The organism is Streptomyces sp. NPDC025638 (genome assembly GCF_055558775.1).
Genome location: NZ_JBVHLX010000003.1, coordinates 533,145 through 557,247 on the forward strand (window position 1 = coordinate 533,145; position 24,103 = coordinate 557,247).

The 24,103-nt window shown below is 71.0% G+C and carries 21 protein-coding genes and 2 pseudogenes; 15 read left to right on the forward strand and 8 right to left on the reverse strand.

Annotation, left to right across the window (positions count from 1 at the left end):
- Positions 1 to 5 precede the first annotated feature (5 nt).
- From ACZ4EG_RS10435 to ACZ4EG_RS10455, 5 genes are all read right to left on the reverse strand, one after another.
- Positions 6 to 326: an L-rhamnose mutarotase gene (locus tag ACZ4EG_RS10435; protein WP_467790318.1), complete on the reverse strand. Its 321-nt coding sequence runs from the start codon at positions 324 to 326 to the stop codon at positions 6 to 8.
- 73 nt (positions 327 to 399) lie between these two features.
- Positions 400 to 1,482 carry a rhamnose ABC transporter substrate-binding protein gene (gene rhaS / locus ACZ4EG_RS10440; RefSeq protein ID WP_467790319.1) on the reverse strand — a complete coding sequence of 361 codons (1,083 nt, stop codon included), beginning with the start codon at positions 1,480 to 1,482 and terminating at the stop codon, positions 400 to 402.
- Positions 1,483 to 1,593: 111 nt separating this feature from the next.
- Positions 1,594 to 2,577, reverse strand: a complete 984-nt coding sequence (locus ACZ4EG_RS10445; RefSeq protein WP_467790320.1) for an ABC transporter permease — start codon at positions 2,575 to 2,577, stop codon at positions 1,594 to 1,596.
- The gene (locus ACZ4EG_RS10450) at positions 2,570 to 3,610 is read right to left on the reverse strand and encodes an ABC transporter permease (RefSeq protein ID WP_467790321.1); all 1,041 of its coding nucleotides are present in this window, start codon (positions 3,608 to 3,610) and stop codon (positions 2,570 to 2,572) included. Before ACZ4EG_RS10450 ends, ACZ4EG_RS10445 begins: the two co-directional genes overlap by 8 nt.
- Positions 3,607 to 5,124: a sugar ABC transporter ATP-binding protein gene (locus tag ACZ4EG_RS10455; RefSeq protein WP_467790322.1), complete on the reverse strand. Its 1,518-nt coding sequence runs from the start codon at positions 5,122 to 5,124 to the stop codon at positions 3,607 to 3,609. Before ACZ4EG_RS10455 ends, ACZ4EG_RS10450 begins: the two co-directional genes overlap by 4 nt.
- Before the next feature lie 264 nt (positions 5,125 to 5,388).
- Here ACZ4EG_RS10455 and rhaI point away from each other — a divergent pair, with 264 nt between their 5' ends.
- The 6 genes from rhaI to ACZ4EG_RS10485 all read left to right on the forward strand — a co-directional run bounded on the left by rhaI (position 5,389) and on the right by ACZ4EG_RS10485 (position 13,204).
- The gene (gene rhaI, locus ACZ4EG_RS10460) at positions 5,389 to 6,549 is read left to right on the forward strand and encodes an L-rhamnose isomerase (RefSeq protein ID WP_467790323.1); all 1,161 of its coding nucleotides are present in this window, start codon (positions 5,389 to 5,391) and stop codon (positions 6,547 to 6,549) included.
- 139 nt (positions 6,550 to 6,688) lie between these two features.
- Positions 6,689 to 8,728, forward strand: a complete 2,040-nt coding sequence (locus ACZ4EG_RS10465; protein WP_467790324.1) for a bifunctional aldolase/short-chain dehydrogenase — start codon at positions 6,689 to 6,691, stop codon at positions 8,726 to 8,728.
- Entirely contained in the window at positions 8,725 to 10,173 is a 1,449-nt protein-coding gene (locus ACZ4EG_RS10470) for a rhamnulokinase (protein ID WP_467790325.1), read from the forward strand. Before ACZ4EG_RS10465 ends, ACZ4EG_RS10470 begins: the two co-directional genes overlap by 4 nt.
- Positions 10,174 to 10,245: 72 nt before the next feature.
- Positions 10,246 to 11,001, forward strand: a complete 756-nt coding sequence (locus tag ACZ4EG_RS10475; RefSeq protein WP_467790326.1) for a (Fe-S)-binding protein — start codon at positions 10,246 to 10,248, stop codon at positions 10,999 to 11,001.
- On the forward strand, positions 10,998 to 12,566 hold the full coding sequence (locus ACZ4EG_RS10480; RefSeq protein ID WP_467790327.1) for a LutB/LldF family L-lactate oxidation iron-sulfur protein: 1,569 nt from the start codon (positions 10,998 to 11,000) through the stop codon (positions 12,564 to 12,566). Before ACZ4EG_RS10475 ends, ACZ4EG_RS10480 begins: the two co-directional genes overlap by 4 nt.
- Positions 12,563 to 13,204 (forward strand): LutC/YkgG family protein, encoded by a 642-nt coding sequence (locus ACZ4EG_RS10485; RefSeq protein WP_467790328.1) that lies wholly within the window; start codon positions 12,563 to 12,565, stop codon positions 13,202 to 13,204. Before ACZ4EG_RS10480 ends, ACZ4EG_RS10485 begins: the two co-directional genes overlap by 4 nt.
- Before the next feature lie 40 nt (positions 13,205 to 13,244).
- Here ACZ4EG_RS10485 and ACZ4EG_RS10490 read toward each other — a convergent pair whose 3' ends face one another.
- Positions 13,245 to 14,198: a hypothetical protein gene (locus ACZ4EG_RS10490; protein ID WP_467790329.1), complete on the reverse strand. Its 954-nt coding sequence runs from the start codon at positions 14,196 to 14,198 to the stop codon at positions 13,245 to 13,247.
- Positions 14,199 to 14,364: 166 nt separating this feature from the next.
- Here ACZ4EG_RS10490 and ACZ4EG_RS10495 point away from each other — a divergent pair, with 166 nt between their 5' ends.
- The 6 genes and pseudogenes from ACZ4EG_RS10495 to ACZ4EG_RS10520 all read left to right on the forward strand — a co-directional run bounded on the left by ACZ4EG_RS10495 (position 14,365) and on the right by ACZ4EG_RS10520 (position 19,509).
- Positions 14,365 to 15,222, forward strand: a complete 858-nt coding sequence (locus tag ACZ4EG_RS10495) for an AAA family ATPase (protein ID WP_263215019.1) — start codon at positions 14,365 to 14,367, stop codon at positions 15,220 to 15,222.
- A complete protein-coding gene (locus tag ACZ4EG_RS10500) occupies positions 15,219 to 16,577 on the forward strand; it encodes a vWA domain-containing protein (RefSeq protein ID WP_467790330.1) in 1,359 nt (452 codons plus the stop codon). The genes ACZ4EG_RS10495 and ACZ4EG_RS10500 overlap by 4 nt, the downstream gene beginning before the upstream one ends.
- Positions 16,578 to 16,640: 63 nt before the next feature.
- A pseudogene (locus tag ACZ4EG_RS10505) lies at positions 16,641 to 16,820 on the forward strand (D-cysteine desulfhydrase family protein); the annotation flags it as partial.
- Positions 16,786 to 17,262: pseudogene (locus ACZ4EG_RS10510) on the forward strand (VWA domain-containing protein); the annotation flags it as partial. The pseudogenes ACZ4EG_RS10505 and ACZ4EG_RS10510, both read left to right, overlap by 35 nt.
- A gap of 63 nt (positions 17,263 to 17,325) precedes the next feature.
- On the forward strand, positions 17,326 to 18,300 hold the full coding sequence (locus ACZ4EG_RS10515; protein WP_453545888.1) for a D-cysteine desulfhydrase family protein: 975 nt from the start codon (positions 17,326 to 17,328) through the stop codon (positions 18,298 to 18,300).
- A 237-nt stretch (positions 18,301 to 18,537) separates the two neighbouring features.
- Positions 18,538 to 19,509, forward strand: a complete 972-nt coding sequence (locus ACZ4EG_RS10520; protein ID WP_467790331.1) for an NAD(P)-dependent alcohol dehydrogenase — start codon at positions 18,538 to 18,540, stop codon at positions 19,507 to 19,509.
- A 66-nt stretch (positions 19,510 to 19,575) separates the two neighbouring features.
- On the opposite strand, the gene ACZ4EG_RS10525 is transcribed toward ACZ4EG_RS10520, so the two are convergent.
- Positions 19,576 to 19,941: a cupin domain-containing protein gene (locus tag ACZ4EG_RS10525; RefSeq protein WP_453545883.1), complete on the reverse strand. Its 366-nt coding sequence runs from the start codon at positions 19,939 to 19,941 to the stop codon at positions 19,576 to 19,578.
- A gap of 400 nt (positions 19,942 to 20,341) precedes the next feature.
- On the opposite strand from ACZ4EG_RS10525, the gene ACZ4EG_RS10530 reads away from it, so the two are divergent.
- Complete coding sequence (locus ACZ4EG_RS10530) at positions 20,342 to 22,216, forward strand: glycoside hydrolase family 47 protein (protein WP_467790332.1); 1,875 nt, start codon at positions 20,342 to 20,344, stop codon at positions 22,214 to 22,216.
- Positions 22,217 to 22,223: 7 nt separating this feature from the next.
- On the opposite strand, the gene ACZ4EG_RS10535 is transcribed toward ACZ4EG_RS10530, so the two are convergent.
- Positions 22,224 to 22,898: a transmembrane-type terpene cyclase gene (locus tag ACZ4EG_RS10535; protein WP_467790333.1), complete on the reverse strand. Its 675-nt coding sequence runs from the start codon at positions 22,896 to 22,898 to the stop codon at positions 22,224 to 22,226.
- A gap of 56 nt (positions 22,899 to 22,954) precedes the next feature.
- Between ACZ4EG_RS10535 and ACZ4EG_RS10540 the strand changes: the two genes are divergently transcribed.
- Positions 22,955 to 23,554, forward strand: coding sequence for an HD domain-containing protein (locus ACZ4EG_RS10540; protein ID WP_467790334.1), 600 nt, complete (start codon positions 22,955 to 22,957; stop codon positions 23,552 to 23,554).
- Between the two features lie 2 nt (positions 23,555 to 23,556).
- Complete coding sequence (locus ACZ4EG_RS10545) at positions 23,557 to 24,102, forward strand: GNAT family N-acetyltransferase (RefSeq protein WP_467790335.1); 546 nt, start codon at positions 23,557 to 23,559, stop codon at positions 24,100 to 24,102.
- The last annotated feature ends 1 nt before the right edge of the window (position 24,103 follow it).

The window sequence follows — 24,103 nt, forward strand, 5'->3', positions numbered from 1 at the left end:
CCGGTTCAGGCGAGGTGGAAGACTTCGGTGAGGGGCTTCATGGCTTCGTCGGGTCCGGCGCCGTCCAGCGACTCGAAGAACGGCGCCATCTCCGTCTGCCAGCGGGCGTTGACCTCGGTGGCCGCCATGCCGGCCCGCGCGGCCGCGAAGTCCTCGGTCTCCAGATAGCCGACGAGCAGGCCGTCCTCGCGCAGGAAGAGCGAGTAGTTGTGCCAGCCGGTGGCGGAGAGCGCGTCGAGCATCTCCGGCCAGACGGCGGCGTGGCGCTCGCGGTACTCGTCGAGACGCTCCGCCCGGACCTTCAGCAGGAAGCACACGCGCTGCATCAACACCCCTTGGATCACCGGAATCGGATCATCGGCATCGGACGGTCGGAATCGGATGGTCGGAATCGGACCGTCAGAAGTTGAACCGGTCGATGTTCTTGCTGTCGAAGACCGTCGGCTTGCCGAGGATGATCACGCCGTCCTTGCCGATGGTGTACGACGTGGAGCCGGCCCTGAAGGTCTCGCCCTCCTTGCCGGTGATCTGTCCGGACACCAGGGCGACGGCGGTACGGGCGGCCAGGTCGCCGAGCTTGGCCGGGTCCCACAGCTCGAAGGCGTCGACGGTGCCGTTCTTGATGTACTTGCGCATGTCGTTGGGGGTGCCGAGGCCGGTGAGCTTGACCTTGCCCTTGTACTTGGAGCCGGACAGGTACTGGGCGGCGGCCTTGATGCCGACCGTGGTCGGGGAGATGATCCCCTTCAGGTTCGGGTGTTCCTGGAGGAGACCCTGGGTCTGCTGGAAGGACTGCTGGGCGTCGTCGTTGCCGTAGGCGATCTTGACCAGCTTGACGTTCTTGTACTTGGGGTCCTTCAGCTCGTCCTGCATATAGCCGATCCAGGTGTTCTGGTTCGTCGCGGTCTGCGCGGCCGACAGGATCGCGATCTCACCCTTGTAGCCGATCTGTTCGGCGAGCAACTGCACCTCGGTACGGCCCAGGTCCTCCGCGCCGGCCTGTGAGACGAAGGCGTTGCGGCACTCGGGGTTGGTGTCGGAGTCGTAGGTGACGACCTTGATGCCGTTCTTCATGGCCTGCTTGAGCGCGGTGCACAGGGCGCCCGGGTCCTGCGCGGAGACGGCCATCGCGTTCACCTGCTGCTGGGTGAGCGTGTTGACGTAACTCACCTGGCCGGCGGTGTCGGTGGCGCTGGACGGGCCGACCTCCTTGTACTTCGAGCCCAGTTCGGTCAGGGCCTGCTCGCCGCCCTTGTCGGCGGAGGTGAAGTACGGGTTGTTGACCTGCTTGGGCAGGAAGCCGACGGTGAGGCCCTTCTTGAGGGCGGCGCCCGGGTCCGCCTTGCCGGCCGAGGCAGCCGAGCCGGTGCTCTCGTTCTTGACGTCGTTCTTGGTGGTGCCGCCGCAGGCGGTGGCGGCGAGGGCGAGGGAGGAGACGGCGGCGAGGGCCGCACAGGCGCGGCGGAAAGACGACTTGCGCATCATCGGATCCTTTTTACGAAGGTGAGTGGACGCGCCCCAAAGGGGCGCGGGGCTGTGTCGATATGCGGCTCCGCCGCGTGGGCGCGACCAGCCACAGACGGCGCGCGCCTGTCATACGGCCTGACCAGCGGAACGTGCCGCTCTCGCGAGGGAGATCCGGCGAACGACCCGAGGACCGAGCACGGAGACGACCAGCAGCACGCCGGTGACGACGATCTGCGACTGGGCGGAGACATTGAGCAGGCTCATCACGTTCTGCAGCGCGCCGAGCAGGAAGACTCCCGCGATCGCGCCACCGATCGTGCCCTTGCCGCCGTCGAAGTCGATGCCGCCGAGCAACACCGCCGCGACGACGGAGAGTTCGAGTCCGGTGGCGTTGTCGTAGCGGGCGCTGGCGTAGTGCAGCGCCCAGAAGACGCCGGTCAGGGAGGCCATGAAACCGGTGGCGGTGAACAGGATCAGCTTGTGGCGCTTGACGCGGATGCCCGCGAACCGGGCCGCCTCCTCGCTCGCGCCGACCGCGAACAGCGACCGGCCGAAGGGGGTGGCGTGCAGCACGACCACGGCGATCGCGAGCAGCATGAGGAAGGGCGGGAAGGCCTGGGGCACGAAGCTGTTCCCGATGCGTCCGGCCGCGAAGTCCAGGTACTGCGTGGGGAAGTCGGTCACCGCGTCCGAGCCGAGCACGATCTGTGCGATGCCCCGGTAGGCGGCGAGGGTGCCGATGGTGACGGCGAGGGACGGCAGCCCGAGGCGGGTCACGAGCAGACCGTTGACCAGGCCGCAGGCCACGCCGAGGAGCAGGCACAGCGGGATGATCGTCTCGATGGCCATGCCCTCGTTCCAGAGCTTGCCCAGCACGGCCCCGGACAGACCGGCCGTGGACGCGACGGAGAGGTCGATCTCGCCCGCGACCACGAGCAGGGTCATCGGCAGGGCGATCAGTGCGATCGGGAGCGTGTTGCCGATCAGGAAGGACAGGTTGAGGGCGTTGCCGAAGCCGTCCACGAAGGAGAACGACAGCAGCAGGAGGGCGAGGAGGAGCGCGCCGACGACGGTGTCCCAGCGGATCGCGCGCGTCAGGGAGTCAGGCATGGCGGGCGTTCCTCTTCTTCAGGGCCCGGGCCACCCGCAGCGCGACGACACGGTCGACCGCGATGGCGAGGAGGAGCAGGCTGCCGTTGATGGCGAGCACCCAGACGGAGCTGACACCGAGGGCGGGCAGCACACTGTTGACCGAGGTGAGCAGCAGCGCGCCGAGAGCCGCCCCGTACACGCTGCCGGAGCCGCCGGTGAAGGCGATGCCGCCGACCACGACCGCGCTGACCACGGTGAGTTCGTAGCCGTTGCCGGTGCCGGAGTCGACGTTGCCGAAGCGGGCGAGGTACATGGCTCCCGCGAGCCCGGCCAGGCCGCCGCAGAAGGTGTACGCGGTCAGGATCCGCTTGCGCACGGGGATGCCGGCGAGCCGGGCGGCCTCGGGGTTGGAGCCGAGCGCGTACAGCTCGCGTCCGCTGCCGAGGTGCTTGAGGTAGTAGGCGGTGGCGACCAGCACCACCAGGGCGATGAGCGCGAGCCAGGGCACCGCCGAGATGCCGCCGGAGCCGAAGTCGACGAATCCGGACGGGAGATCGGCCGCGGTGATCTGCCGGGAGCCGACCCAGATGGAGTCGATGCCGCGGACGATGTACAGAGTGCCGAGCGTGACGACCAGCGCGGGCACCTGGCCGAGGCTGACCAGCAGGCCGTTGAGGAGCCCGAAGCCGATGCCGAGCAGGACGGCCAGGGCGACGGCGACGACCGCGTTCCCGCCGCCTTGCAGACAGGTGCCGGCGGCGAAGGCGCCGATGCCGAGGGTGGAGCCGACGGACAGGTCGACGTTCCGCGAGATCACCACCAGGGACTGGCCGGTGGCGACCAGCACCAGGATGGTCGCGTTGAGCAGCAGGTCCTTGATGCCCTGTTCGGACAGGAACTCGCTGTTGCCCGCCTGGGTGACGGCGATCATCACCAGGAAGACGACCAGGATGGCGAGTTCGCGCATCTTGAAGACCCGGTCGACCAGCCGGGTGCCGCTGGATTCGGGCACCTCGGCGAGCGGTGTCTCGTTCGGGGCGGTCACCGTCATGCGGCGGCCCTCCCGGTGGCTGCGGCCATCACTGTTTCCTCGGTGGCTTCGGCGCGCGGGATCTCGGCGGTGATCCGGCCCTCGTGCATCACGAGCACGCGGTCGGCCATGCCGAGGATCTCGGGCAGGTCGGAGGAGATCATCAGGACGGCCACCCCGTCGGCGGCCAGCTCGCTGAGCAGCCGGTGCACCTCGGCCTTCGTGCCGACGTCGATACCGCGGGTCGGCTCGTCGACGATCAGCACCTTCGGGCCGGTGGCAAGCCACTTGGCGAGGACGACCTTCTGCTGGTTGCCGCCGGAGAGCGTGGAGACGGCGTCGGCGATCCGGGCGTACTTCACCCGGAGCCTGACCGCCCAGTCGAGGGAACGGCTGCGCTCGGCGCCCCGGTCCATCAGCCCGGCCTTCACGGTGGTACGGAGTCCGGTCAGACCGATGTTCCGCTCGATGGACATGTCCATCACCAGGCCCTGGGCGCGCCGGTCCTCGGGGACGAGGGCGAGCCCGGCGGCCATCGCGGTGGAGGGGGCGCCGTTGGTCAGCTTCCTGCCCCGGACCTCGACCTCCCCCGCGTCCCACCGGTCGACGCCGAACACGGCCCGGGCCACCTCGGTGCGCCCCGCGCCGACCAGCCCGGCGAGGCCTACGATCTCGCCGTGCCGCACCTCGAAGGAGACGTCGGTGAAGACACCCTCGCGAGTCAGCCGCCGTACGCTCAGCGCGACTTCACCCGGCACGACGTGCTGCTTCGGGTAGAGCTCGTCGAGGTCGCGGCCGACCATACGGCGGACCAGGTCCTCCTCGGTCATGCCGGCGAGGAGCTCGCTGGCGATCAGGGCGCCGTCCCGGAGCGTGGTGACACGCCGGCAGATCCGGAAGATCTCCTCCAGCCGGTGCGAGATGAACAGCACCGCGGCACCCTGTTCGCGCAGGGTGCGTACGACGCCGAAGAGCCGGGAGACCTCGCTGCCGGTCAGGGCGGCCGTGGGCTCGTCCATGATCAGGACCCGGGCGTCGAAGGAGAGCGCCTTGGCGATCTCGACGATCTGCTGGTCGGCGATGGACAGACCACGGGCGGGCCGTTCGGGGTCGAGTTCGACGCCGAGCCGCTTCATCAGGGCGGCGGTCGCCGCGTGGGTGGCCTTGTGGTCGATGCGGCCGAGGGCTCGCCGGGGCTGACGGCCCATGAAGATGTTCTCGGCGATCGACAGGTCGGGGAAGAGCGTGGGCTCCTGGTAGATGACGGCGATTCCGGCGTCGCGGGCGTCGCCGGGGCCGTGCAGGACAACGGGCCGGCCGTCGAGCAGCACGTGACCGGCGTCCGGTCGGTGCACCCCCGCGAGGGTCTTGATCAGGGTCGACTTGCCCGCACCGTTCTCACCGGCGAGGGCGTGCACCTCACCGGGAAACAGCTCCAGGGAAACGTCCCGCAGGGCGCGTACGGCACCGAAGGACTTGGAGACGTCCTTCAGCGCCAGCACCGGGGGCAGTCCCGTGTCGGACGCGTGGGTCATGGGAGCTCCTCGACGATGCGGGCGGCGGGACGGCCCCCACCACGCCGTGAAAGGTTTCAACTGGATGGCCGGGACGTTAGGCACGGCAGCCAGGTCGCGTCAATGGGTCCTGTCGAAAATATTTCGATAGCCGAAGGTCGCGGACGAGCCACGGAAAACACGGACGGCCGGATGGCTTGACACCCCTCGGGAGGGCTCATAGCTTGCGGTTCTGAATCGTTTCACACGCTCAGTCGTTCCGACCGACACCACAGGAGCCCTGAAGTGACCGACCTCGCCGCCGTGAAGGCCGCGCTGAAGACCCAGGCCATCGAGACGCCCTCGTGGGCGTACGGGAACTCGGGGACCCGCTTCAAGGTGTTCGCCCAGCAGGGCGTGCCACGCAATCCATGGGAGAAGCTGGAGGACGCGGCGCGGGTGCATGCGCTCACCGGCATTGCGCCGACCGTCGCCCTGCACATTCCGTGGGACACAGTGGAGGACTACGCCGCGCTGGCGAAGTTCGCGGAGGAGCGCGGCCTGAAGCTCGGCGCGATCAACTCCAACACCTTCCAGGACGACGACTACCGGCTCGGCAGCATCTGCCATCCGGATGCCGCCGTGCGGCGCAAAGCCGTCGATCATCTGCTGGAATGCGTCGACATCATGGACGCGACCGGGTCGAAGGACCTGAAGCTGTGGTTCGCGGACGGTACGAACTATCCGGGGCAGGACGACGTACGGGCACGGCAGGATCGGCTGGCCGAGGGGCTGGCCGAGGTGTACGAGCGGCTCGGCGAGGGGCAGCGGATGCTGCTGGAGTACAAGCTCTTCGAGCCCGCGTTCTATACGACGGACGTCCCGGACTGGGGTACGGCGTACGCCCACTGTCTGAAGCTCGGGCCCAAGGCGCAGGTCGTGGTGGACACGGGGCACCATGCGCCGGGGACCAACATCGAGTTCATCGTCGCCACGCTGCTGCGGGAGGGGAAGCTCGGGGGGTTCGACTTCAATTCGCGGTTCTACGCGGACGACGACCTGATGGTGGGGGCGGCGGATCCGTTCCAGCTGTTCCGGATCATGTACGAGGTGGTGCGTGGGGGTGGGTTCGGGCCGGAGGTCGCGTTCATGCTCGATCAGTGTCACAACGTCGAGGCGAAGATTCCGGCGCTCATCCGTTCCGTGATGAATGTGCAAGAGGCTACCGCCAAGGCTTTGCTGGTCGACCGGTTGGCGTTGGCCGAGGCGCAGGCCTCCGGTGATGTGCTGGGGGCCAACGCGGTGTTGATGGACGCGTACAACACGGATGTGCGGCCGTTGTTGGGTGACGTACGGGAAGAGATGGGGCTGGATCGCGATCCCGTCGGTGCGTATGCCCTGTCCGGGTGGGCCGAGCGGATTGTTGCTGAGCGGGTTGGTGGTCGGCAGGCCGGTTGGGGGGCATGAGCGTCTGCCGGGTTCCGTTGTCTGCGGACTGCGGGTCGTATGTGGTTGATCGCGCCCACGCGGCGGAGCCGCACATTGATACAGCCCCGCGCCCCTGAGGGGCACTTCACCACTCTCTTCTGCAAAGGACTGAAGGTTCATGGCACCCCACCCCGAAGCCGCCGCTCTTCTCGCCCGTTCCCATCGGCTCGGCGCCGATCCGCGCAATACCAACTACGCCGGCGGCAACGCGTCCGCCAAAGGCACCGACATCGATCCCGTGACCGGCGGGGACGTCGAGCTGATGTGGGTGAAGGGGTCCGGGGGCGATCTCGGAACACTCACCGAGGGCGGGCTCGCCGTGTTGCGGCTCGATCGGCTTCGGGCGCTTGCGGACGTCTACCCGGGCGTCGAGCGCGAGGACGAGATGGTCGCCGCGTTCGACTACTGCCTGCACGGGAAGGGCGGAGCGGCTCCGTCCATCGACACCGCCATGCACGGGCTGGTGGACGCCCCGCACGTGGACCATCTGCACCCCGACTCCGGCATCGCGCTCGCTTGTGCCGCGGACGGGGAGAAGCTGACCGTCGAGTGCTTCGGCGACACCGTGGTGTGGGTGCCGTGGCGGCGGCCCGGGTTCCAGCTCGGGCTGGACATCGCCGCGATCAAGGAGGCCAACCCGCAGGCCGTCGGGTGCGTCCTCGGCGGGCACGGGATCACCGCGTGGGGCGACAGCTCCGAGGAGTGCGAGCGGAACTCGCTGCACATCATCCGTACCGCCGAGGCCTTCCTCGCCGAGCGCGGGAAGGCGGAGCCGTTCGGGCCCGTGATCGACGGGTACGAGGCGCTGTCCGAGGGTGAGCGGCGGGAGCGGGCGGCCGAGCTCGCGCCGTATGTGCGTGCCGTCGCCTCCCAGGACCGGGCGCAGGTCGGGCACTTCGACGACTCCGACGCCGTCCTCGACTTCCTGGCCCGGAGCGAGCACCCACGGCTCGCCGCGCTGGGTACGTCGTGCCCCGACCACTTCCTGCGGACGAAGGTACGGCCCCTCGTCCTGGACCTGCCGCCGACCGTGCCGGTGCAGGAAGCCGTCGCGCGGCTGACGGAACTGCACGCCGAGTACCGCGAGGAATACGCGGCCTACTACCGGCGGCACGCCCTTCCCGGCTCCCCCGCCATGCGCGGCGCCGACCCGGCGATCGTGCTGGTCCCCGGCGTGGGGATGTTCAGCTTCGGCAAGGACAGGCAGACGGCACGCGTGGCCGGCGAGTTCTACGTCAACGCGCTCCATGTGATGCGCGGTGCCGAGGCGGTGTCGACGTACGCGCCGATCGAGGAGTCGGAGAAGTTCCGCATCGAGTACTGGGCACTGGAGGAGGCCAAGCTCCGGCGGATGCCGAGGCCGAAGGCCCTGGCGACCCGGGTGGCGCTGGTGACGGGCGCGGGCAGCGGGATCGGGAGGGCGATCGCGCACCGGCTGGTCGCCGAGGGGGCCTGTGTCGTCGTCGCCGACCTCGACGCGGACAACGCCGGGAAGGTCGCCGAGGAGCTGGGCGGGCCGGACAAGGCCGTGGCGGTGACCGTGGACGTGACGGACGAGGCGCAGATCGCCGCGGCCTTCAAGGCGGCGCTGCTCGCCTTCGGCGGGGTCGACCTCGTGGTCAACAACGCGGGGATCTCCATCTCCAAGCCGCTGCTGGAGACCTCGGCCGAGGACTGGGACCTCCAGCACGACATCATGGCCCGCGGTTCGTTCCTGGTGTCGCGGGAGGCGGCCCGGGTGATGATCGCGCAGGGGCTGGGCGGTGACATCGTCTACATCGCCTCGAAGAACGCCGTCTTCGCCGGGCCGAACAACATCGCCTACTCCGCCACCAAGGCCGACCAGGCCCATCAAGTCCGTTTGCTGGCAGCCGAGTTGGGTGATCATGGGATCCGGGTCAACGGCGTCAACCCGGACGGTGTGGTGCGCGGCTCCGGGATCTTCGCCGGTGGCTGGGGCGCACAGCGGGCGGCGGTGTACGGGGTCGAGGAGGAGAAGCTGGGCGAGTTCTACGCGCAGCGGACCATCCTCAAGCGGGAGGTGCTGCCGGAGCATGTCGCGAACGCCGTGTTCGCGCTCACGGGCGGGGACCTGACGCACACCACAGGGCTGCACGTCCCGGTCGACGCGGGTGTGGCGGCCGCGTTCCTGCGGTGAGCGCCGCCGTGAAGTCGTACGCGGCGGTCGACCTCGGTGCCTCGAGCGGGCGTGTGATGGTCGGCCGTGTCGGCCCCGACAGCCTGGAGCTGGCCGAGGCACATCGCTTCCCCAACCGGCCCGTCCGGGTGCCGGAGGGGCTGCGCTGGGACGTCCTCGCGCTGTACGCCGGGGTGTTGGAGGGGCTGGGGGCGGCCGGGCAGGTGGATTCCGTCGGTATCGACGGGTGGGGTGTGGACTACGGGCTGCTCGACGCCGACGGAGCCCTGCTCGGCAACCCCGTGCACTACCGGGACGCCCGCACCGAGGGCGCCGCGGAGAAGGTGTGGGCGACCGTGCCCGCCCCCGAGCTGTACGCGGCGACCGGACTGCAGTACGCGCCCATCAACACTCTGTACCAGCTGACGGCGGCCCGCCGGACCCGGCAACTCGCCCATGCCGAGCGCCTGTTGCTCATCCCCGACCTCGTCGCCTACTGGCTGACGGGCGAGCAGGGCACGGAGCTCACCAACGCCTCCACCACCCAGCTCATCGATCCCCGCACGCGCCAGTGGTCGTACGACGTCGCCGCCCGCCTGGGCATCGACCTCGGCCTCTTCGCGCCGCTGCGGCAGCCGGGCGACCCGGCGGGTGTGCTGCGGGCCGAGGTGCTGGAGGAGACGGGGCTCGCCGGTCCCGTGCCGGTGACGGCGGTCGGCTCGCACGACACCGCGTCGGCGGTGGCCGCGGTCCCGGCCGTCGGTGAGCGCTTCGCCTACATCTGCACCGGCACCTGGTCCCTGGCGGGCCTCGAGCTGGACGCGCCGGTGCTCACCGAGGAGAGTCGCGTCGCCAACTTCACCAACGAGCTGGGGCTGGACGGCACGGTCCGGTATCTGCGCAACATCATGGGGCTGTGGCTGCTGCAGGAGTGCGTACGGGCCTGGGACGATCCGGATCTCGGCGGGCTGCTGCGCGCGGCGGCCGAGGTTCCGGCGCTGCGGTCGGTCGTGGACGCGGGGGACCCGGCGTTCCTGGCGCCCGGTCGGATGCCGGAGCGGATCGCCGAGGCCTGCCGGACGACCGGGCAGCCGGTGCCGCTCACCCCCGGCGAGGTCACACGGTGCATCCTCGACTCCCTCGCCCTGGCCCATCGCCGGGCCGTCCAGGACGCCCAGCGGCTGGCCGGCCATCCGGTGGACGTCGTGCACGTGGTCGGCGGCGGCACCCGCAACGCGCTGCTGTGCCAACTCACCGCCGACGCCTGCGGGCTGCCGGTCGTGGCGGGCCCGGCGGAGGCCGCGGCTTTCGGCAACGTCCTGGTCCAGGCGCGCGCCCACGGTCTGTCCGGCGATCACACCGACCTGCGCCGGCTGGTCGCCCGCACCCAGCCGCTCACCCGGTACGAGCCGCTGGGCACGGCGGCGCGCTGGCGGGAGGCCGAGGCCCGACTCGCCGCGCGGTGAGCCGGGGTCTCCCCCCGCCCGCCCCCGCCCATTACCCTGCACTCATCCGATGATCGACCCCAAGGAGCCGCGATGCGTGTCGCCCTGTTCCTGACCTGCGTCAACGACACGCTCTATCCGGACACCGGCCGCGCGGTGGTGAAACTGCTGACCAGACTGGGCGTCGACATCGACTTCCCGATGGCGCAGACCTGTTGCGGGCAGGCGCACTACAACACCGGTTACCGGCATCAGGCGGAGCCGCTCGCCCGGCATTTCTCCGATGTCTTCGGGGAGTACGAGGCGATCGTCACGCCGTCCGGCTCGTGCGGGGCAATGGTGCGGGAGCTGTATCCGCGGATGGGTGTACGGGCGCGGGCGGAGGGGCGCGGGGACTCGCTCGCGGCCACCCTGGCGCCGGTGGTCCCCAAGACGTACGAGCTCACGGAGTTCCTGGTGGACGTGCTGGGGGTGACGGAGGTCGGGGCGTACTACCCGCACCGGGTGACATACCACCCGACCTGCCACGGGCTGCGGAGTCTGGGGCTCGGTGACCGGCCGCGGCGACTGCTGCGGGCCGTGAAAGGGCTGGAGTTGGTCGAGTTGCCCGGGGCCGAGGAGTGCTGCGGATTCGGCGGGACCTTCGCGGTGAAGAACTCCGACGTCTCGGCGGCGATGGGCGCCGACAAGGTGCGCAACGCCGTGTCGACGGGCGCGGAGGTGCTGTGCGCGGCCGACAACTCCTGTCTGATGCACATCGGCGGCACCATGACCCGGCTCGGGGCCGATCTGCGGCCGGTGCACATCGCGGAGATCCTGGCGAGCACGGAGGAGGAGCCGGCCGGATGAGCGGAACGTTCGTAGGGATGCCTGCGTTTCCCCCACCCACCCACCCTGCACTTCCCCCACCCACCCACCCTGCGTTTCCCCCACCCAACTATCCGGCCTTTCCCGAGGCCGCGCGAGAGGCCGTGCACAATCAGACCCTGCGCGGCAATCTGCGGCACGCCACCCACACCATCCGCGCCAAGCGGTCGAAGGCGGTGGCGGAGGTGTCCGACTGGTCGGCGCTGCGGGAGGCCGGCAGGCGGATCAAGGACCATACGCTCCGTCACCTCGACCGCTACCTGGAGCAGTTGGAGGAGTCGGTGACGGCGGCCGGCGGCACCGTCCACTGGGCCGTGGACGCCGACGAGGCCAACCGGATCGTGGCTCGACTGGTCAAGGAGACCGGCGAGTCGGAGGTCGTCAAGGTCAAGTCGATGGCGACACAGGAGATCGGGCTCAACGAGGCGCTGGAGGCGGAGGGCATCCGCGCCTACGAGACCGACCTCGCCGAGCTGATCGTGCAGTTGGGCAAGGACCGGCCCTCGCACATTCTGGTCCCGGCGATCCATCGCAACCGGGGCGAGATCCGGGACATCTTCCGCGCCGAGATGGGCAAGTGGGGCCGCCCGGCCCCCGAGGGCCTGACCGACACGCCCGCCGAACTGGCCGAGGCCGCCCGCCTCCATCTGCGGGAGAAGTTCCTGCGCGCCAAGGTCGGCATCTCCGGCGCCAACTTCATGGTCGCCGAGACCGGCACACTGGTCGTGGTCGAGTCGGAGGGCAACGGCCGGATGTGCCTGACCCTGCCCGAGACCCTGATCTCCGTCGTGGGCATCGAGAAGATTGTGCCGTCCTGGCGGGACCTGGAGGTGTTCCTGCAGACCCTCCCCCGCTCCTCCACGGCCGAGCGCATGAACCCGTACACGAGCATGTGGACCGGCACCACGGACGAGGACGGCCCCAGCACCTTCCATCTGGTCCTGCTCGACAACGGCCGCACCGACACGCTCGCCGACCAGGTCGGCCGCCAGGCGCTGCGCTGCATCCGCTGCTCGGCGTGTCTCAATGTGTGCCCGGTGTACGAGCGGGCGGGCGGGCATGCGTACGGCTCGGTCTATCCCGGCCCGATCGGCGCCATCCTCAGCCCCCAGCTCCGGGGCACGGCAAGCGAGATCGACGCCTCCCTCCCCTATGCCTCCTCGCTCTGCGGGGCCTGCTACGAGGTGTGCCCGGTGGCCATCGACATCCCTGAGGTGCTGGTGCATCTGCGCGAGCGGGTCGTGGAGGGCGGGCAGGTGATCCGGGAGGGCAACAAGGTGGTGCTGCAACCCGCGAAGGGGCATGCCGCCGAGCGGGCCGCCATGCGCGCGGCGCGCTGGGCCTTCACCCACCCGGGCGCCCTGCGCACCGGCCAGCGGCTCGCCTCCCGCACCCGGCGCCTCCATCCCCGTACGCTCCCGGGCCCCGGCCGGGCGTGGACCGGCACCCGCGACCTGCCGGCCGTGCCTCCCGAGCCCTTCCGTGACTGGTGGAAGCGCACGAGCGGCGAGAACGGCGAGAACGGCGACAAGGGGGCCGCCAAGTGAGCAGCAGGGAACGCATCCTGGGCCGGGTGGAGCGCGCGCTCGCGGACGTCCCGCGCGACGACACGCCGTACGAGCAGGCCGTCCCCCGGGACTATCTGCGCGAGCACGGCGAGCGCACCGTCGCTCAGACGGTGGACCTGCTCGCGGAGAACCTGGCGGACTACCGGGCGATCGTGCACCGCTGTACGGCCGCCGAACTCCCGTCGGTGATCGCCGGGTTGCTGGCGGCGCGGGAGTCGGCCTCGGTGCTCGTGCCGGCCGGGCTGGACGAGAGCTGGCTGGCGGCCACGGAGGTCGCGCGGGTCGCCGACCGCCCGGACAGCACCCCACAGGAACTCGACCGGGTCGACAGCGTGGTCACAGCGTGCGCGGTGGCGATCGCCGAGACGGGCACCCTCGTGCTGGACGGCGGCCCCGACCAGGGGCGCCGCCGGATCACCCTGGTCCCCGACCACCACATCTGCGTGGTCCGCGTCCCCGGGCAGGTCGTCTCCGCCGTCCCGCAGGCCCTCGAACGCCTGGCTCCGGCCCGCCCGTTGACCTGGATCTCCGGCCCGTCGGCGACCAGCGACATCGAGCTGGACCGGGTGGAGGGAGTGCACGGGCCGCGGACCCTGGAGGTCGTGCTGGTGAACTGACGCCGGAGCCCCGGCCGTCGGCCCCGGTTCCGGCGCGGGGTCAGCTGCCGCTGGTGTCGGTGGTCGGCGCCTGGCGCGGGGGCTGGTCACTGCGGTCGGTCCGGGAGCGGTCCAGCAGGCCGAAGGCCCAGCGCTCGTTGAATCCGGCCAGGAAGCCGACCGCACACCAGAAGCCCCAGAACGCGGTGCCCGCCCCGTCCGCGTGGGCGGCGCAGATCTCGCCGGTGCTCGCGGGCGTGTCGATCACCTGCACGATGTCCGCGTTGAGCAGGAAGTACACCGCCAGGGCCAGGATCCAGCCGACGAAGACCCGGTACACGCCCTCGTGGCGCATGCCGCGCGCCAGCTGTCCCGGGGCCACGGTGCCCCGGTCGCCGTTGGTGCGGCGGCGGACGAGCGCCTCCCCGTTCCTGCGCAGCCGCACCAGCACGCTGAGCACCGCGCCGAACGCGCCCACCCCGCCGCACACGAAGGCGCCCATCAGGCTCCACCGGTCGCTGCACCCGATGTCCACGCGCAGGACGTCGAGCAGCCCCACGGCCCCCACCACGAGCGGCGCGCTCAGCAGTACCACGCTGATCAGCGCGCCGAGGCTGAGTCCGACGTTGATGCCACGGCTCACGGCGAGCGCGCAGTCCTGGTCGATCCGGGCCCGCAGGCCCGCGATCTCCTTGCCCAGATACTCCTTCAGATGCCTGTCGCACTCCCCGGATGCCAGTCGCGGGTCGTGCAGCACATTGCCCAGGACACAGCCGACCGTGATCCGCAGCGACTGCCGGGTCTCGTACTCGAACGACCGCTGTGCCTCGCCGTGGATCAGCTGGAGGTTCATGTGCTGGCCGGGATAGGCGGCGATGAACCGCTCGTACGCCGCCTCGCGGCCCGGTTCCACCAGGTTGGCCAGTCCGTCGGCCTTCGTGTCGGTGCGGGCGCCCAGCACCGCGTCGCGTAATCTCCGCCACCACGTTCGGCGGCAGCCCCCGTTGCTCGTCATGGACAACCTGTACCCGCACCGCCGCCCGGCGGGAAGGCGGCCACGGCACCAGTACGGTCACCGTCGTCACGGAGCGGTCACCACCGCGGTACCCACGTGACAGGCGCGCTGAACAAGCGCTTAGATAGAGACCTGGACACCGAACCCGAACCAGCCGGAGGCCCCGTTGTTCACTTCCGTAGACGACGTCTCCGCACGCCTCGCCGAGACCGGCTATCTGGCGTCGCCCGCGGTCGCCACGACCGTCTTCCTGGCCGACCGGCTGGGCAAGCCGCTGCTGGTGGAGGGCCCCGCCGGGGTCGGCAAGACGGAGCTGGCCAAGGCCGTCGCCCAGGTCGCGGACGCCCGGCTGGTACGGCTGCAGTGCTACGAGGGCGTCGACGAGTCCCGCGCGCTGTACGAGTGGAACCACGCCAAGCAGCTGCTGCGGATCACCGCCGGCCGCGACGAGACCTGGGACGAGACGCGCACGGACATCTTCAGCGAGGAGTTCCTGCTCGCGCGTCCGCTGCTGACCGCCATCCGCGGCGACGACCCCAAGGTGCTGCTGATCGACGAGACCGACAAGGCCGACGTCGAGGTGGAGGGGCTGCTCCTGGAGGTGCTCAGCGACTTCCAGGTGACCGTCCCCGAGCTGGGCACCATAGCGGCCACCCGCCGCCCCTTCGTCGTGCTCACCTCCAACGCCAGCCGTGAGCTGTCCGAGGCCCTGCGCCGGCGCTGTCTGTTCCTGCACATCGGCTTCCCGGACGAGGAGCTGGAGCGGCGGATCGTACGGCTGAAGGTGCCCGGCCTCGGCGAGGCGCTGGCCGAGTCCGTGGTGCGGGTGATCGGCGCGCTGCGCGCGATGGACCTGCGGAAGGTGCCGTCGGTCGCCGAGACGATCGACTGGGCGCGCACCCTGCTGGCGCTGGGCGCCGACACGCTCGACGAGACCGTCGTACGGGACAGCCTGGGCGTGATCCTCAAGCACCAGGACGACGTCCTCAAGGCGGCGGCCAAGCTGGACCTGGACAACCTGTGAGCACCCCCGTCGGTGTCACCGAGCGGCTGACGGGCCTGGTCGGGGCGTTGCGCGCGCACGGCGTGCGGGTCGGCACCGGTGAGACCGTGGACGCGGCCCGCGCGGTGGAGGCGCTCGGGTTCGCCGACCGGGAGCTGCTGCGGGAGGGCCTGGCGGCGACGCTGTTGCACGGGACGGGACAGCGGGCCGTGTTCGACCCGGTCTTCGACCTCTACTTCCCGCGGCGCGTCGGCGCGCCCGGCACGCGGACCACGGACCGGGAGGAGTTGCGCGACCGGCTCGCGGCGGCGCTGGCGGCCGACGACCGGGACATGATGGCGCGGCTGGCGGCGGAGGCCGTCGACGGGCTGGGCGGATACGGGAGTTCACCGGAGTCGGACGGCTGGTCGTCGTACCAGACCCTCGACCGGCTCCGCCCGCAGACGCTGCTGGCCCGGGTGCGGACGGACGTCCGGCGGCGGGACGGGGGCACGGGCTTCGCCGACCGGCTGCTCGACGACGAGATCCGGCGCCGTATCGAGACGTTCCGCGCGATGGTCGCGGCCGAGGCGCGGCGGCGGGTCGCCGAGCGGCGGGACCGGGACATGATCGCCCGGCGGGCGGTGCGCCCGACCGCCGACCGGGTGGACTTCCTGTTCGCCGGGCGGGACCAACTGGCCGAACTGCGCAGGACCGTTCAGCCGATCGCCCGTAAACTGGCCACCCGGCTGGCCGCCCGGCGCCGCCGGGCCGCGCGCGGCACGATCGATCTGCGCCGCACGCTGCGCGGGTCGCTGTCGACGGGCGGCGTGCCGATGCGGCCGGTGCTGCGCAGGCGCCGTCCGGTCCGGCCCGAACTGGTCCTGCTGTGCGATGTGTCGGGCTCGGTGTCGGGCTTCTCCGACTTCACGATGCTGCTGGTGCAGGCGCTGCACGACCAGTTCAGCAAGGTGCGGGTGTTCGCGTTCGTCAACCGGATCGACGAGGTGACCGACCTGCTCGACCACGGCAGGGCCGACCCCGAGGGCCTGAGCGCCCGCATCCGGGCGGAGGCGACGCTCACCGGCTGGCACGGCAGCAGCGACTACGGCGTGGCCCTGGGCGAGTTCGCGGAGCGCTACGGCGACGCGGTCGGCCCGCGCACGACGGTGTTCGTCCTCGGTGACGCCCGTACGAACATGAGCGACCCGAATCTGCCCGCGGTCCGCCGTATCGCCGAACGGGCCCGCCGCGTCTACTGGTTGAACCCCGAGCAGCGCTCCCAGTGGGGCACCGGCGACTCCGCCGCGCCCGCCTACGCGGAGCTGGTGGAGATGCACGAGTGCCGTACGGCGCGGCAGCTCGGCGGGCTGGTCACGAGGCTGCTGCCGGTGTGAGGCGGCCGGGCCCGATGTGTGGTCGACTTGCGGCACATCCGCCCGCACACGAGGACGTACGACATGACCCACCCGCCCGTGGAACTCGGCACCTTCCCCACTCCCGTGGAACCGGCGCCCCGGCTGGCCGCCGCGCTCGGGCTCGGCCCGGACGACCTGTGGATCAAGCGTGACGACCTGACCGGTCTCGGCGGTGGCGGCAACAAGATCCGCCTTCACGATGCTGCTGGTGCAGGCGCTGCACGACCAGTTCAGCAAGGTGCGGGTGTTCGCGTTCGTCAACCGGATCGACGAGGTGACCGACCTGCTCGACCACGGCAGGGCCGACCCCGAGGGCCTGAGCGCCCGCATCCGGGCGGAGGCGACGCTCACCGGCTGGCACGGCAGCAGCGACTACGGCGTGGCCCTGGGCGAGTTCGCGGAGCGCTACGGCGACGCGGTCGGCCCGCGCACGACGGTGTTCGTCCTCGGTGACGCCCGTACGAACATGAGCGACCCGAATCTGCCCGCGGTCCGCCGTATCGCCGAACGGGCCCGCCGCGTCTACTGGTTGAACCCCGAGCAGCGCTCCCAGTGGGGCACCGGCGACTCCGCCGCGCCCGCCTACGCGGAGCTGGTGGAGATGCACGAGTGCCGTACGGCGCGGCAGCTCGGCGGGCTGGTCACGAGGCTGCTGCCGGTGTGAGGCGGCCGGGCCCGATGTGTGGTCGACTTGCGGCACATCCGCCCGCACACGAGGACGTACGACATGACCCACCCGCCCGTGGAACTCGGCACCTTCCCCACTCCCGTGGAACCGGCGCCCCGGCTGGCCGCCGCGCTCGGGCTCGGCCCGGACGACCTGTGGATCAAGCGTGACGACCTGACCGGTCTCGGCGGTGGCGGCAACAAGATCCGCAAGCTGGAGTGGACGCTGGGCGCGGCGCTCGCGGAAGGGGCCGACACACTGGTGACCACCGGCGCGCCGCAGAGCAACCATGCCCGGCTGACGGCGGCCGCGGGCGCCCGGCTGGGCCTGGACGTCGTCCTGGTGCTGCGCGGCACACCGGGTGTGTCGCGCTCCGGGAACCTCGCGCTCGACGGGTTGTTCGGGGCGCGGCTGGTCTGGGCGGGTGACGTCGACCGGGCGGGCCTGGACGCGAGGGCCGCGGAGGTGTGCGAACGGCTGCGGAAGAACGGCTCCCGGCCCGCGCTCGTCCCGTTCGGCGGGTCGAGCGCGCTGGGGGCGCGCGGCTATGTGCGGTGCGGCGAGGAACTGCGCCGACAGGTCCCGGACCCGCGGACCGTGGTCGTCGCGCTCGGATCCGGCGGCACCATGGCGGGACTCGTCGCCTCACTCGGGACGGAGACGGTGCTGGGGGTCGACGTGGGCGCGCTGCCCGACCCGGCCGCCGCCGTCACGGAGTTCGCGGCGCCGCTCACCACGGAGGCGGTCACCCCGGACCGGCTGCGGGTACGACGCGACCAGGTGGGCGACGGGTACGCAACGCTCACCGCCCCCGCGGCCGAGGCACTCCGGCTCGCCGCCCGCACCGAGGGACTCGTCCTCGACCCCGTCTACACGAGCCGGGCCCTGGCCGGGCTGACCGCCGCCGTCCGGGACGGCGACATCCGGCCCGGCAAGCGGACCGTGTTCGTGCACACCGGCGGCCTGCCCGGCCTGTTCGGACACGCGCAGGCAATCGCCTACGCCGAGGAAGGAATCGTCACCTACGAGGCCTGACGGCATCCGGCCCGGCAAGCGGACCGTGTTCGTGCACACCGGCGGCCTGCCCGGCCTGTTCGGACACGCGCAGGCAATCGCGTACGCCGAGGAGGGGATCGTCGCCCACGAGGCCTGAGGGCACCCGGCCCCTTACACGCACCCGCGCTCCTCCTCCCCCGGGACTACGGCACTTCCCCGATGCCCAGCCGGCGGGCCTGCCCCTAACCTGCTGGTACGCGGCAAGGGGGCGATGACATGAAGGCGGTCGTCCAGGACCGGTACGGCTCACCGGACGTGCTGGAGCTCAGGGACGTGGACAGGCCCGTGCCCGGCGACGACGAGGTGCTGGTGCGGGTGCGGGCCGCCGGGCTGAACGCGTACGACTGGCACCTGATGCGCGGTGACCCGTACGTGGCCCGGCTGGCACTGGGGCCACGCGCGCCCCGTGCCCGGATCCGGGGCCGGGACTTCGCGGGCGAGGTGGCGGCGGTCGGCCGGAACGTAGCGGATCTCCGGCCGGGCGACGAGGTGTTCGGCGAGGTCGACGGCACCTTCGCGGAGTATGTGTGCGTCCCGGACGCCTGGGTGGAGCGCAAGCCCGCCGCCCTCACCTTCGAGCAGGCCGCGACCCTGCCGCTGGCCGGGAACACCGCCCTGCGCGGACTGCGTGACGTGGCAGGGGTGCGGCCGGGCCAGCATGTGCTGGTCAACGGCGCCTCCGGCGGGGTCGGCACGTTCGCCGTGCAGCTCGCCAAGGCGCTCGGCACAGAGGTGACCGGCGTGTGCAGCGCGCGCAACGCCGAGCTGGTCCGCTCGCTGGGCGCGGACCACGTCGTCGACTACACGCGCGAGGACTTCACACGCGGCGGGCGACGGTACGACGTCGTCCTCGACCTCGCGGCGAGCCACGGCATCTTTGGCCTCCGGCGCGCCCTGACGCCCACCGGGACGCTGGTCCTCGGCAGCGGGGGCGGCCCGGGGCAGTTCCTCGGGGCCCCCGTCCTCATTCTCAAGGGGCTCGTGCTCTCCCCCTTCGTACGCCAGCGGCTGCGCCCGCTCATCGGCCCGGCGCCCAGCAAGGCGGCGCTGGCGGAGCTGCGGGAGCTGGCCGACTCCGGGAAGCTGGCCCCGGTGATCGACCGGACGTACGCGCTCGCCGAGGCGCCCGAGGCCATCCGGTACCTGGAGGACGTGCACGCCCGGGGGAAGGTCGTCGTCACGGTGTGACGGGCCGGCCCGTCCATGCCGGTGCCCCGCGGCGCGGCTTGCACCGCGGGGCACATCGGGATCCGCTCAGGTCCCCGGAGCCTTCGCGTAGTCCTGTGCCATGGCGCCCGCGAAGTCGTACACCACGCACTGTTCGTCGCCCACGACCCAGGCGTCGTGGCCGGGCGGGCACACGAAGACGTCGCCGGGGCCGACCTCGCCCTCGCCGCCGTCGTCCATGCGCAGATGCATCCGCCCTTGGACCACATAGCCGTTGTGGTGGATCTGGCAGGTCTCGGTGGCCACGATCGGGCCCACGGACTCCGACCAGCGCCAGCCCGGCTCGAACGTGGCCACGGCGAAGTCGAGTCCGGTCAGATGGACCGCTTCGAGATGGCCGCGGGGGAAGTCGCGCCGCTCGTCAGGCTTGTCGACCGTCTTCACTTCCAACATGACGGTGTCCTCCCTTCCGGCCGCTCACCACGGCCGGGGCAGGTCTCCGTCTCCCGGCGGCCCCGGGCGGCACCGGGCGCTCGGACGGCGGCCGTGCCCCACCACTCCATCGTCTGCCCGTCAACTCGGCACCGCCATTCGGGGAACGGCGGAGTGCGACGGGGCTCCCGGGGCGTCGAATTTCATTTCGTGCGCGCATTGACATGGCCATGCAATTCATATCTGATTCACCCCAGATCCGGCTGTCCGCGCGCCGCCCCACCGCTCGGCCGACCCGCGCACGTACGCCCGACTCCCCGCGACGCGCGGTCCGTTCACCAAAAATCCCGTGTCATCCCCGCATGCTGAGCCAGGAACCCTACCGAGACAACGTTGTCAACGCCCCGGACGGAGGCCTCTCATGACAACACCCCCCACCAGCAGCTTCCCGGTCGGACCGCCGGGCGCCCGGCTCACGCGCCGCTCCCTGCTGCGCACGGCAGCCGGGGCCGCGGCCGCCCTTGCCGCGCTCGGCGGACCCGGAACAGCCGCCGCGGCGGCCGCGCCCGGACCGGCCGACCCCGCTCTCGCCGAGGACGTGCGCCAGGAGTTCCTCACCTCCTGGACCGCCTACCGGCGGCTGACCTGGGGCCGCGACGAGCTGCGCCCGGTGTCCGGCACCGGCTCCGAGTTCTTCATCAGCGGGGTGCCTCTGGGGCTGACCGTCGTGGAGTCGCTGGACACGCTGTATCTGATGGAACTGGACGGCGAACTCGCCACGGCCGTCTCCTGGATCAGCGGGAACCTGGACTTCGACCGCAACGCCAGCGTGCAGGTATTCGAGACGATCATCCGACTGGTCGGCGGCCTCCTCTCCGGCTACCACTGCACCGGCGACACAATCCTGCTGACCAAGGCCCGCGATCTGGCCGACCGGCTGCTGCCGGCGTTCACGTCGTCGCCGACCGGGGCGCCGTACCGGTACGTCAATCTGCGCACGGGCGCGGTCAGCGGCAACCAGGTGCCGCTCGCCGAGATCGGCAGCAACATCACCGAACTGGGGTGGCTGTCCAGGCTGACCGGCGACCAGAAGTACTTCGACGCGGCCAAGAAGGCGCTGAAGGCACCGTACGACCGGCGCTCCTCGCTGAACCTGGTCGGGACGACGCTCAACGTCGACACCGGCGCCTGGACCGACGCCACCGCCCGGGTGGACCCGCCCGTGGACTCCTACTTCGAGTATCTGTGGGACGCCTACCAGTTCCTCGGCGACACCGAGATCCGCGGCTGGTACCAGACCCTGACCTCGGCCGTCCTGCAACGGCTCGGGGAGCCCTACGAGGGGCGGCTCTGGTTCAGGTCCGTGAACATGAACAGCGGGGCGCTGACCAACCGGAGACAGTCCGAACTCAGCGCGTTCTACGCCGGGTTGCTCGCCCAGGGCGGCAACCTGAGCGAGGGCGAGTCCTACCACTCCTCGTGGGCGGCGGCGCTGGGGTCGTTCCGGCTGCCGCCGGAGCAGATCGACTACTCGACGCTCTCGGCGACCAGGCCGCAGTACCAGCTGCGCCCGGAGTACGTGGACTCCGCGCTGTTCCTGTGGCTGTTGACCGGCAAGGAGGTCTACCGGGACCGCGCCAAGTGGCTCTGGAACGCGCAGAAGAGCCACTGCAAGGTCGCGAACGGCTACACGATCGTGTCGGACATGACGACGACCCCGACGACCAAGGGGGATCTGACACCGGGGTACTGGTTCTCGGAGAACATGAAGTACTTCTATCTGCTGTGGTCCGGTGCGCCGCGCTTCGACTACACCACCAACTACCTGACCACCGAGGGCAATGTGCTGCGCGGCGCCAACCGGGTCGCCGCACCCGCGCCGACCGGCACCTTCCGGCTGGTCAACCGGGCGACCGGGCGGGCGATGGACGTGAGCGGCGCATCGACGGCGGACGGTGGCGCGGTGATCACGTGGACCCCGCACTCCGGCGCCAACCAGCGCTGGATCGCTACCACTTCGGGCGGACTCACCAAGCTGACCGGCCTCAACAGCGGCAAGGTGCTGGAGGTGCCGCGCTCCTCCACCGCGGACGGCACGGCCCTGAACCAGCGGGCGCACAACGGCACCGCCGCCCAGCAGTGGACGCTCCAGGCGATGGGCGGCGGCTACCAGCGTCTCGTCAACCGCAACAGCGGCAAGGCCCTGGACGTCGACGGCACCGCCAACGGCGCGGCGGTGGTGCAGCGGACGGCCGGTGATGCGGCCTCGCAGCAGTGGCGGCTGGAGCGGACATGAGGGCGCGTCAGCGCGGGACGGCACCCGGCGCGGCCAACTCACCCGCAACGGCGGCGCCTTCGGCACGGCGTACGGCGAACACGGCGTAGACATAGGCGAGGTCGACGACGAGGCAGCCGAGGTAGAGGTAGTACATCAGGGCGTTGTCGTAGCGCGGGTCCCCGTCGGGGTCGGTGAGCATCGTCAGGGAGGCACAGGCGGTTCCCAGGAGTTTGGCCAGCGCGATGCCCATGGACTGGCCGCGCGTCCCACGGCGCGCGGCCAGCATCGCCAGGAACATCCCGGACATCGCCAGGTTGCTGCCGAACGCGGTGAGAACGCCGTCGCCCGCGTCGAACTCCTCCGAGACGTAGTTCATGCCCGGATAGGCGAGGAGCAGCAGCGCGCCCAGCGCGGGCAGGAACAACCGGTCGGGCAGATAGGGGAATTCGGCCCGGCCGAAGCGGACGACGGTGTAGCCGACGGCCACGTCGAAGCAGAACCACACGATGTTGATGACATGCCCGAGACCGGACGGCGGCCGCACTAAGGCGAACATGAACTCCCAGCTGATGTTGGTGGCGAACGCCACGACCGGCATGCCGAACGTCCGCTCCCGCACTCCGGTCCGGATCAGCAGCACGTAGGCGATGGTCCAGAAGACTCCCGTCCCCAGGAGAAACGCCGTGTGCACTGTATGCATGGATGCCCTCCGTAAGCCGCCCCGGTCCGGCTCGCGCCGGTGACTACTCTGGCACGGTGACCCTCACGAACGTGCTCTCGATCGCCGTGGACGAAACCTGGGACCCGCCACTGAGACCGCTTCCACAGAGCGCCGCCGAACTGCTGCACCGACTTGATGCCCCGCCCCGGCTGGTCGCCCACCTCCGGGCGGTGCACGATGTCGCGGCCCGGCTGGCCGACTGGGCCCAAGAACACTGCCCGGCCCTGGAGTTCGACCGGGACGCGGTGCTCTTCGGGGCCGCCACCCATGACATCGGCAAGACCCTGCATCCCGGCGAACTCACCGGCCCCGGCGCGCGGCACGAGGAGGCCGGACGTGAACTCCTGCTGGCGCACGGCGTCGACGCGGCACTGGCCCGGTTCGCCGGTACGCACGCGTCCTGGGACGCCCCGGGGGTCGGCGTGGAGGACCTGCTGGTGAGCCTGGCCGACAAGGTCTGGAAGAACAAGCGCGTCCCCGCCCTGGAGGACCTGGTCGTGGCACGGCTCTCCCGGGCCTGCGGGCGGCCGCACTGGGAGGAGTTCCTGCGGCTGGACGAGATCCTCACCGCCATCGGGGAGGACGCCGACCGTAGGCTGGCGTACCAGATGTCCCGTCCCGTGGCACGAAGGTGACGATGTACGCGACATCCCTGGGCGACGACGGCGCCGAACTCTGCCCCCTCGAACCGGGTCGGGCCGGGGAGTTCCTGGCCCATGTGGACCGGGGGCGCGAGTTCATCGGCCGGTTCAACGGGCTGCCGGACGTCGTCACGGACCTGGAGTCGAGCCGGGCGTTCCTGCGCGCGTACGCGGACAAGGCCGCGTCGGACACCGGGCGGATCGCCGGGATCCGGGTGGACGGCGGACTGGTCGGCGCGGTCGTGCTGCGCAGGCTGGACGTCGGGCAGGGAATCGCCGAGGCGGGCTGCTGGCTGGAGCCGTCGGCGGTGGGCAGGGGGCTGGTGACCCGTGCCGCGCGCGTGCTCATCGACTGGGCGGTCAGGGAACGCGGAATCCACCGTATCGAGTGGTGGGTGTCCCCGGAGAACGAGCCGAGCATCGCCGTGGCCCGTCGGCTCGGGATGAGCAAGGACGGTGTCCTGCGGGAGAGTTACCTCTATCGGGGGAAGCGGCACGACGAGGAGATCTGGTCGGTCCTGGCGTCGGAGTGGCTCCGCTGAC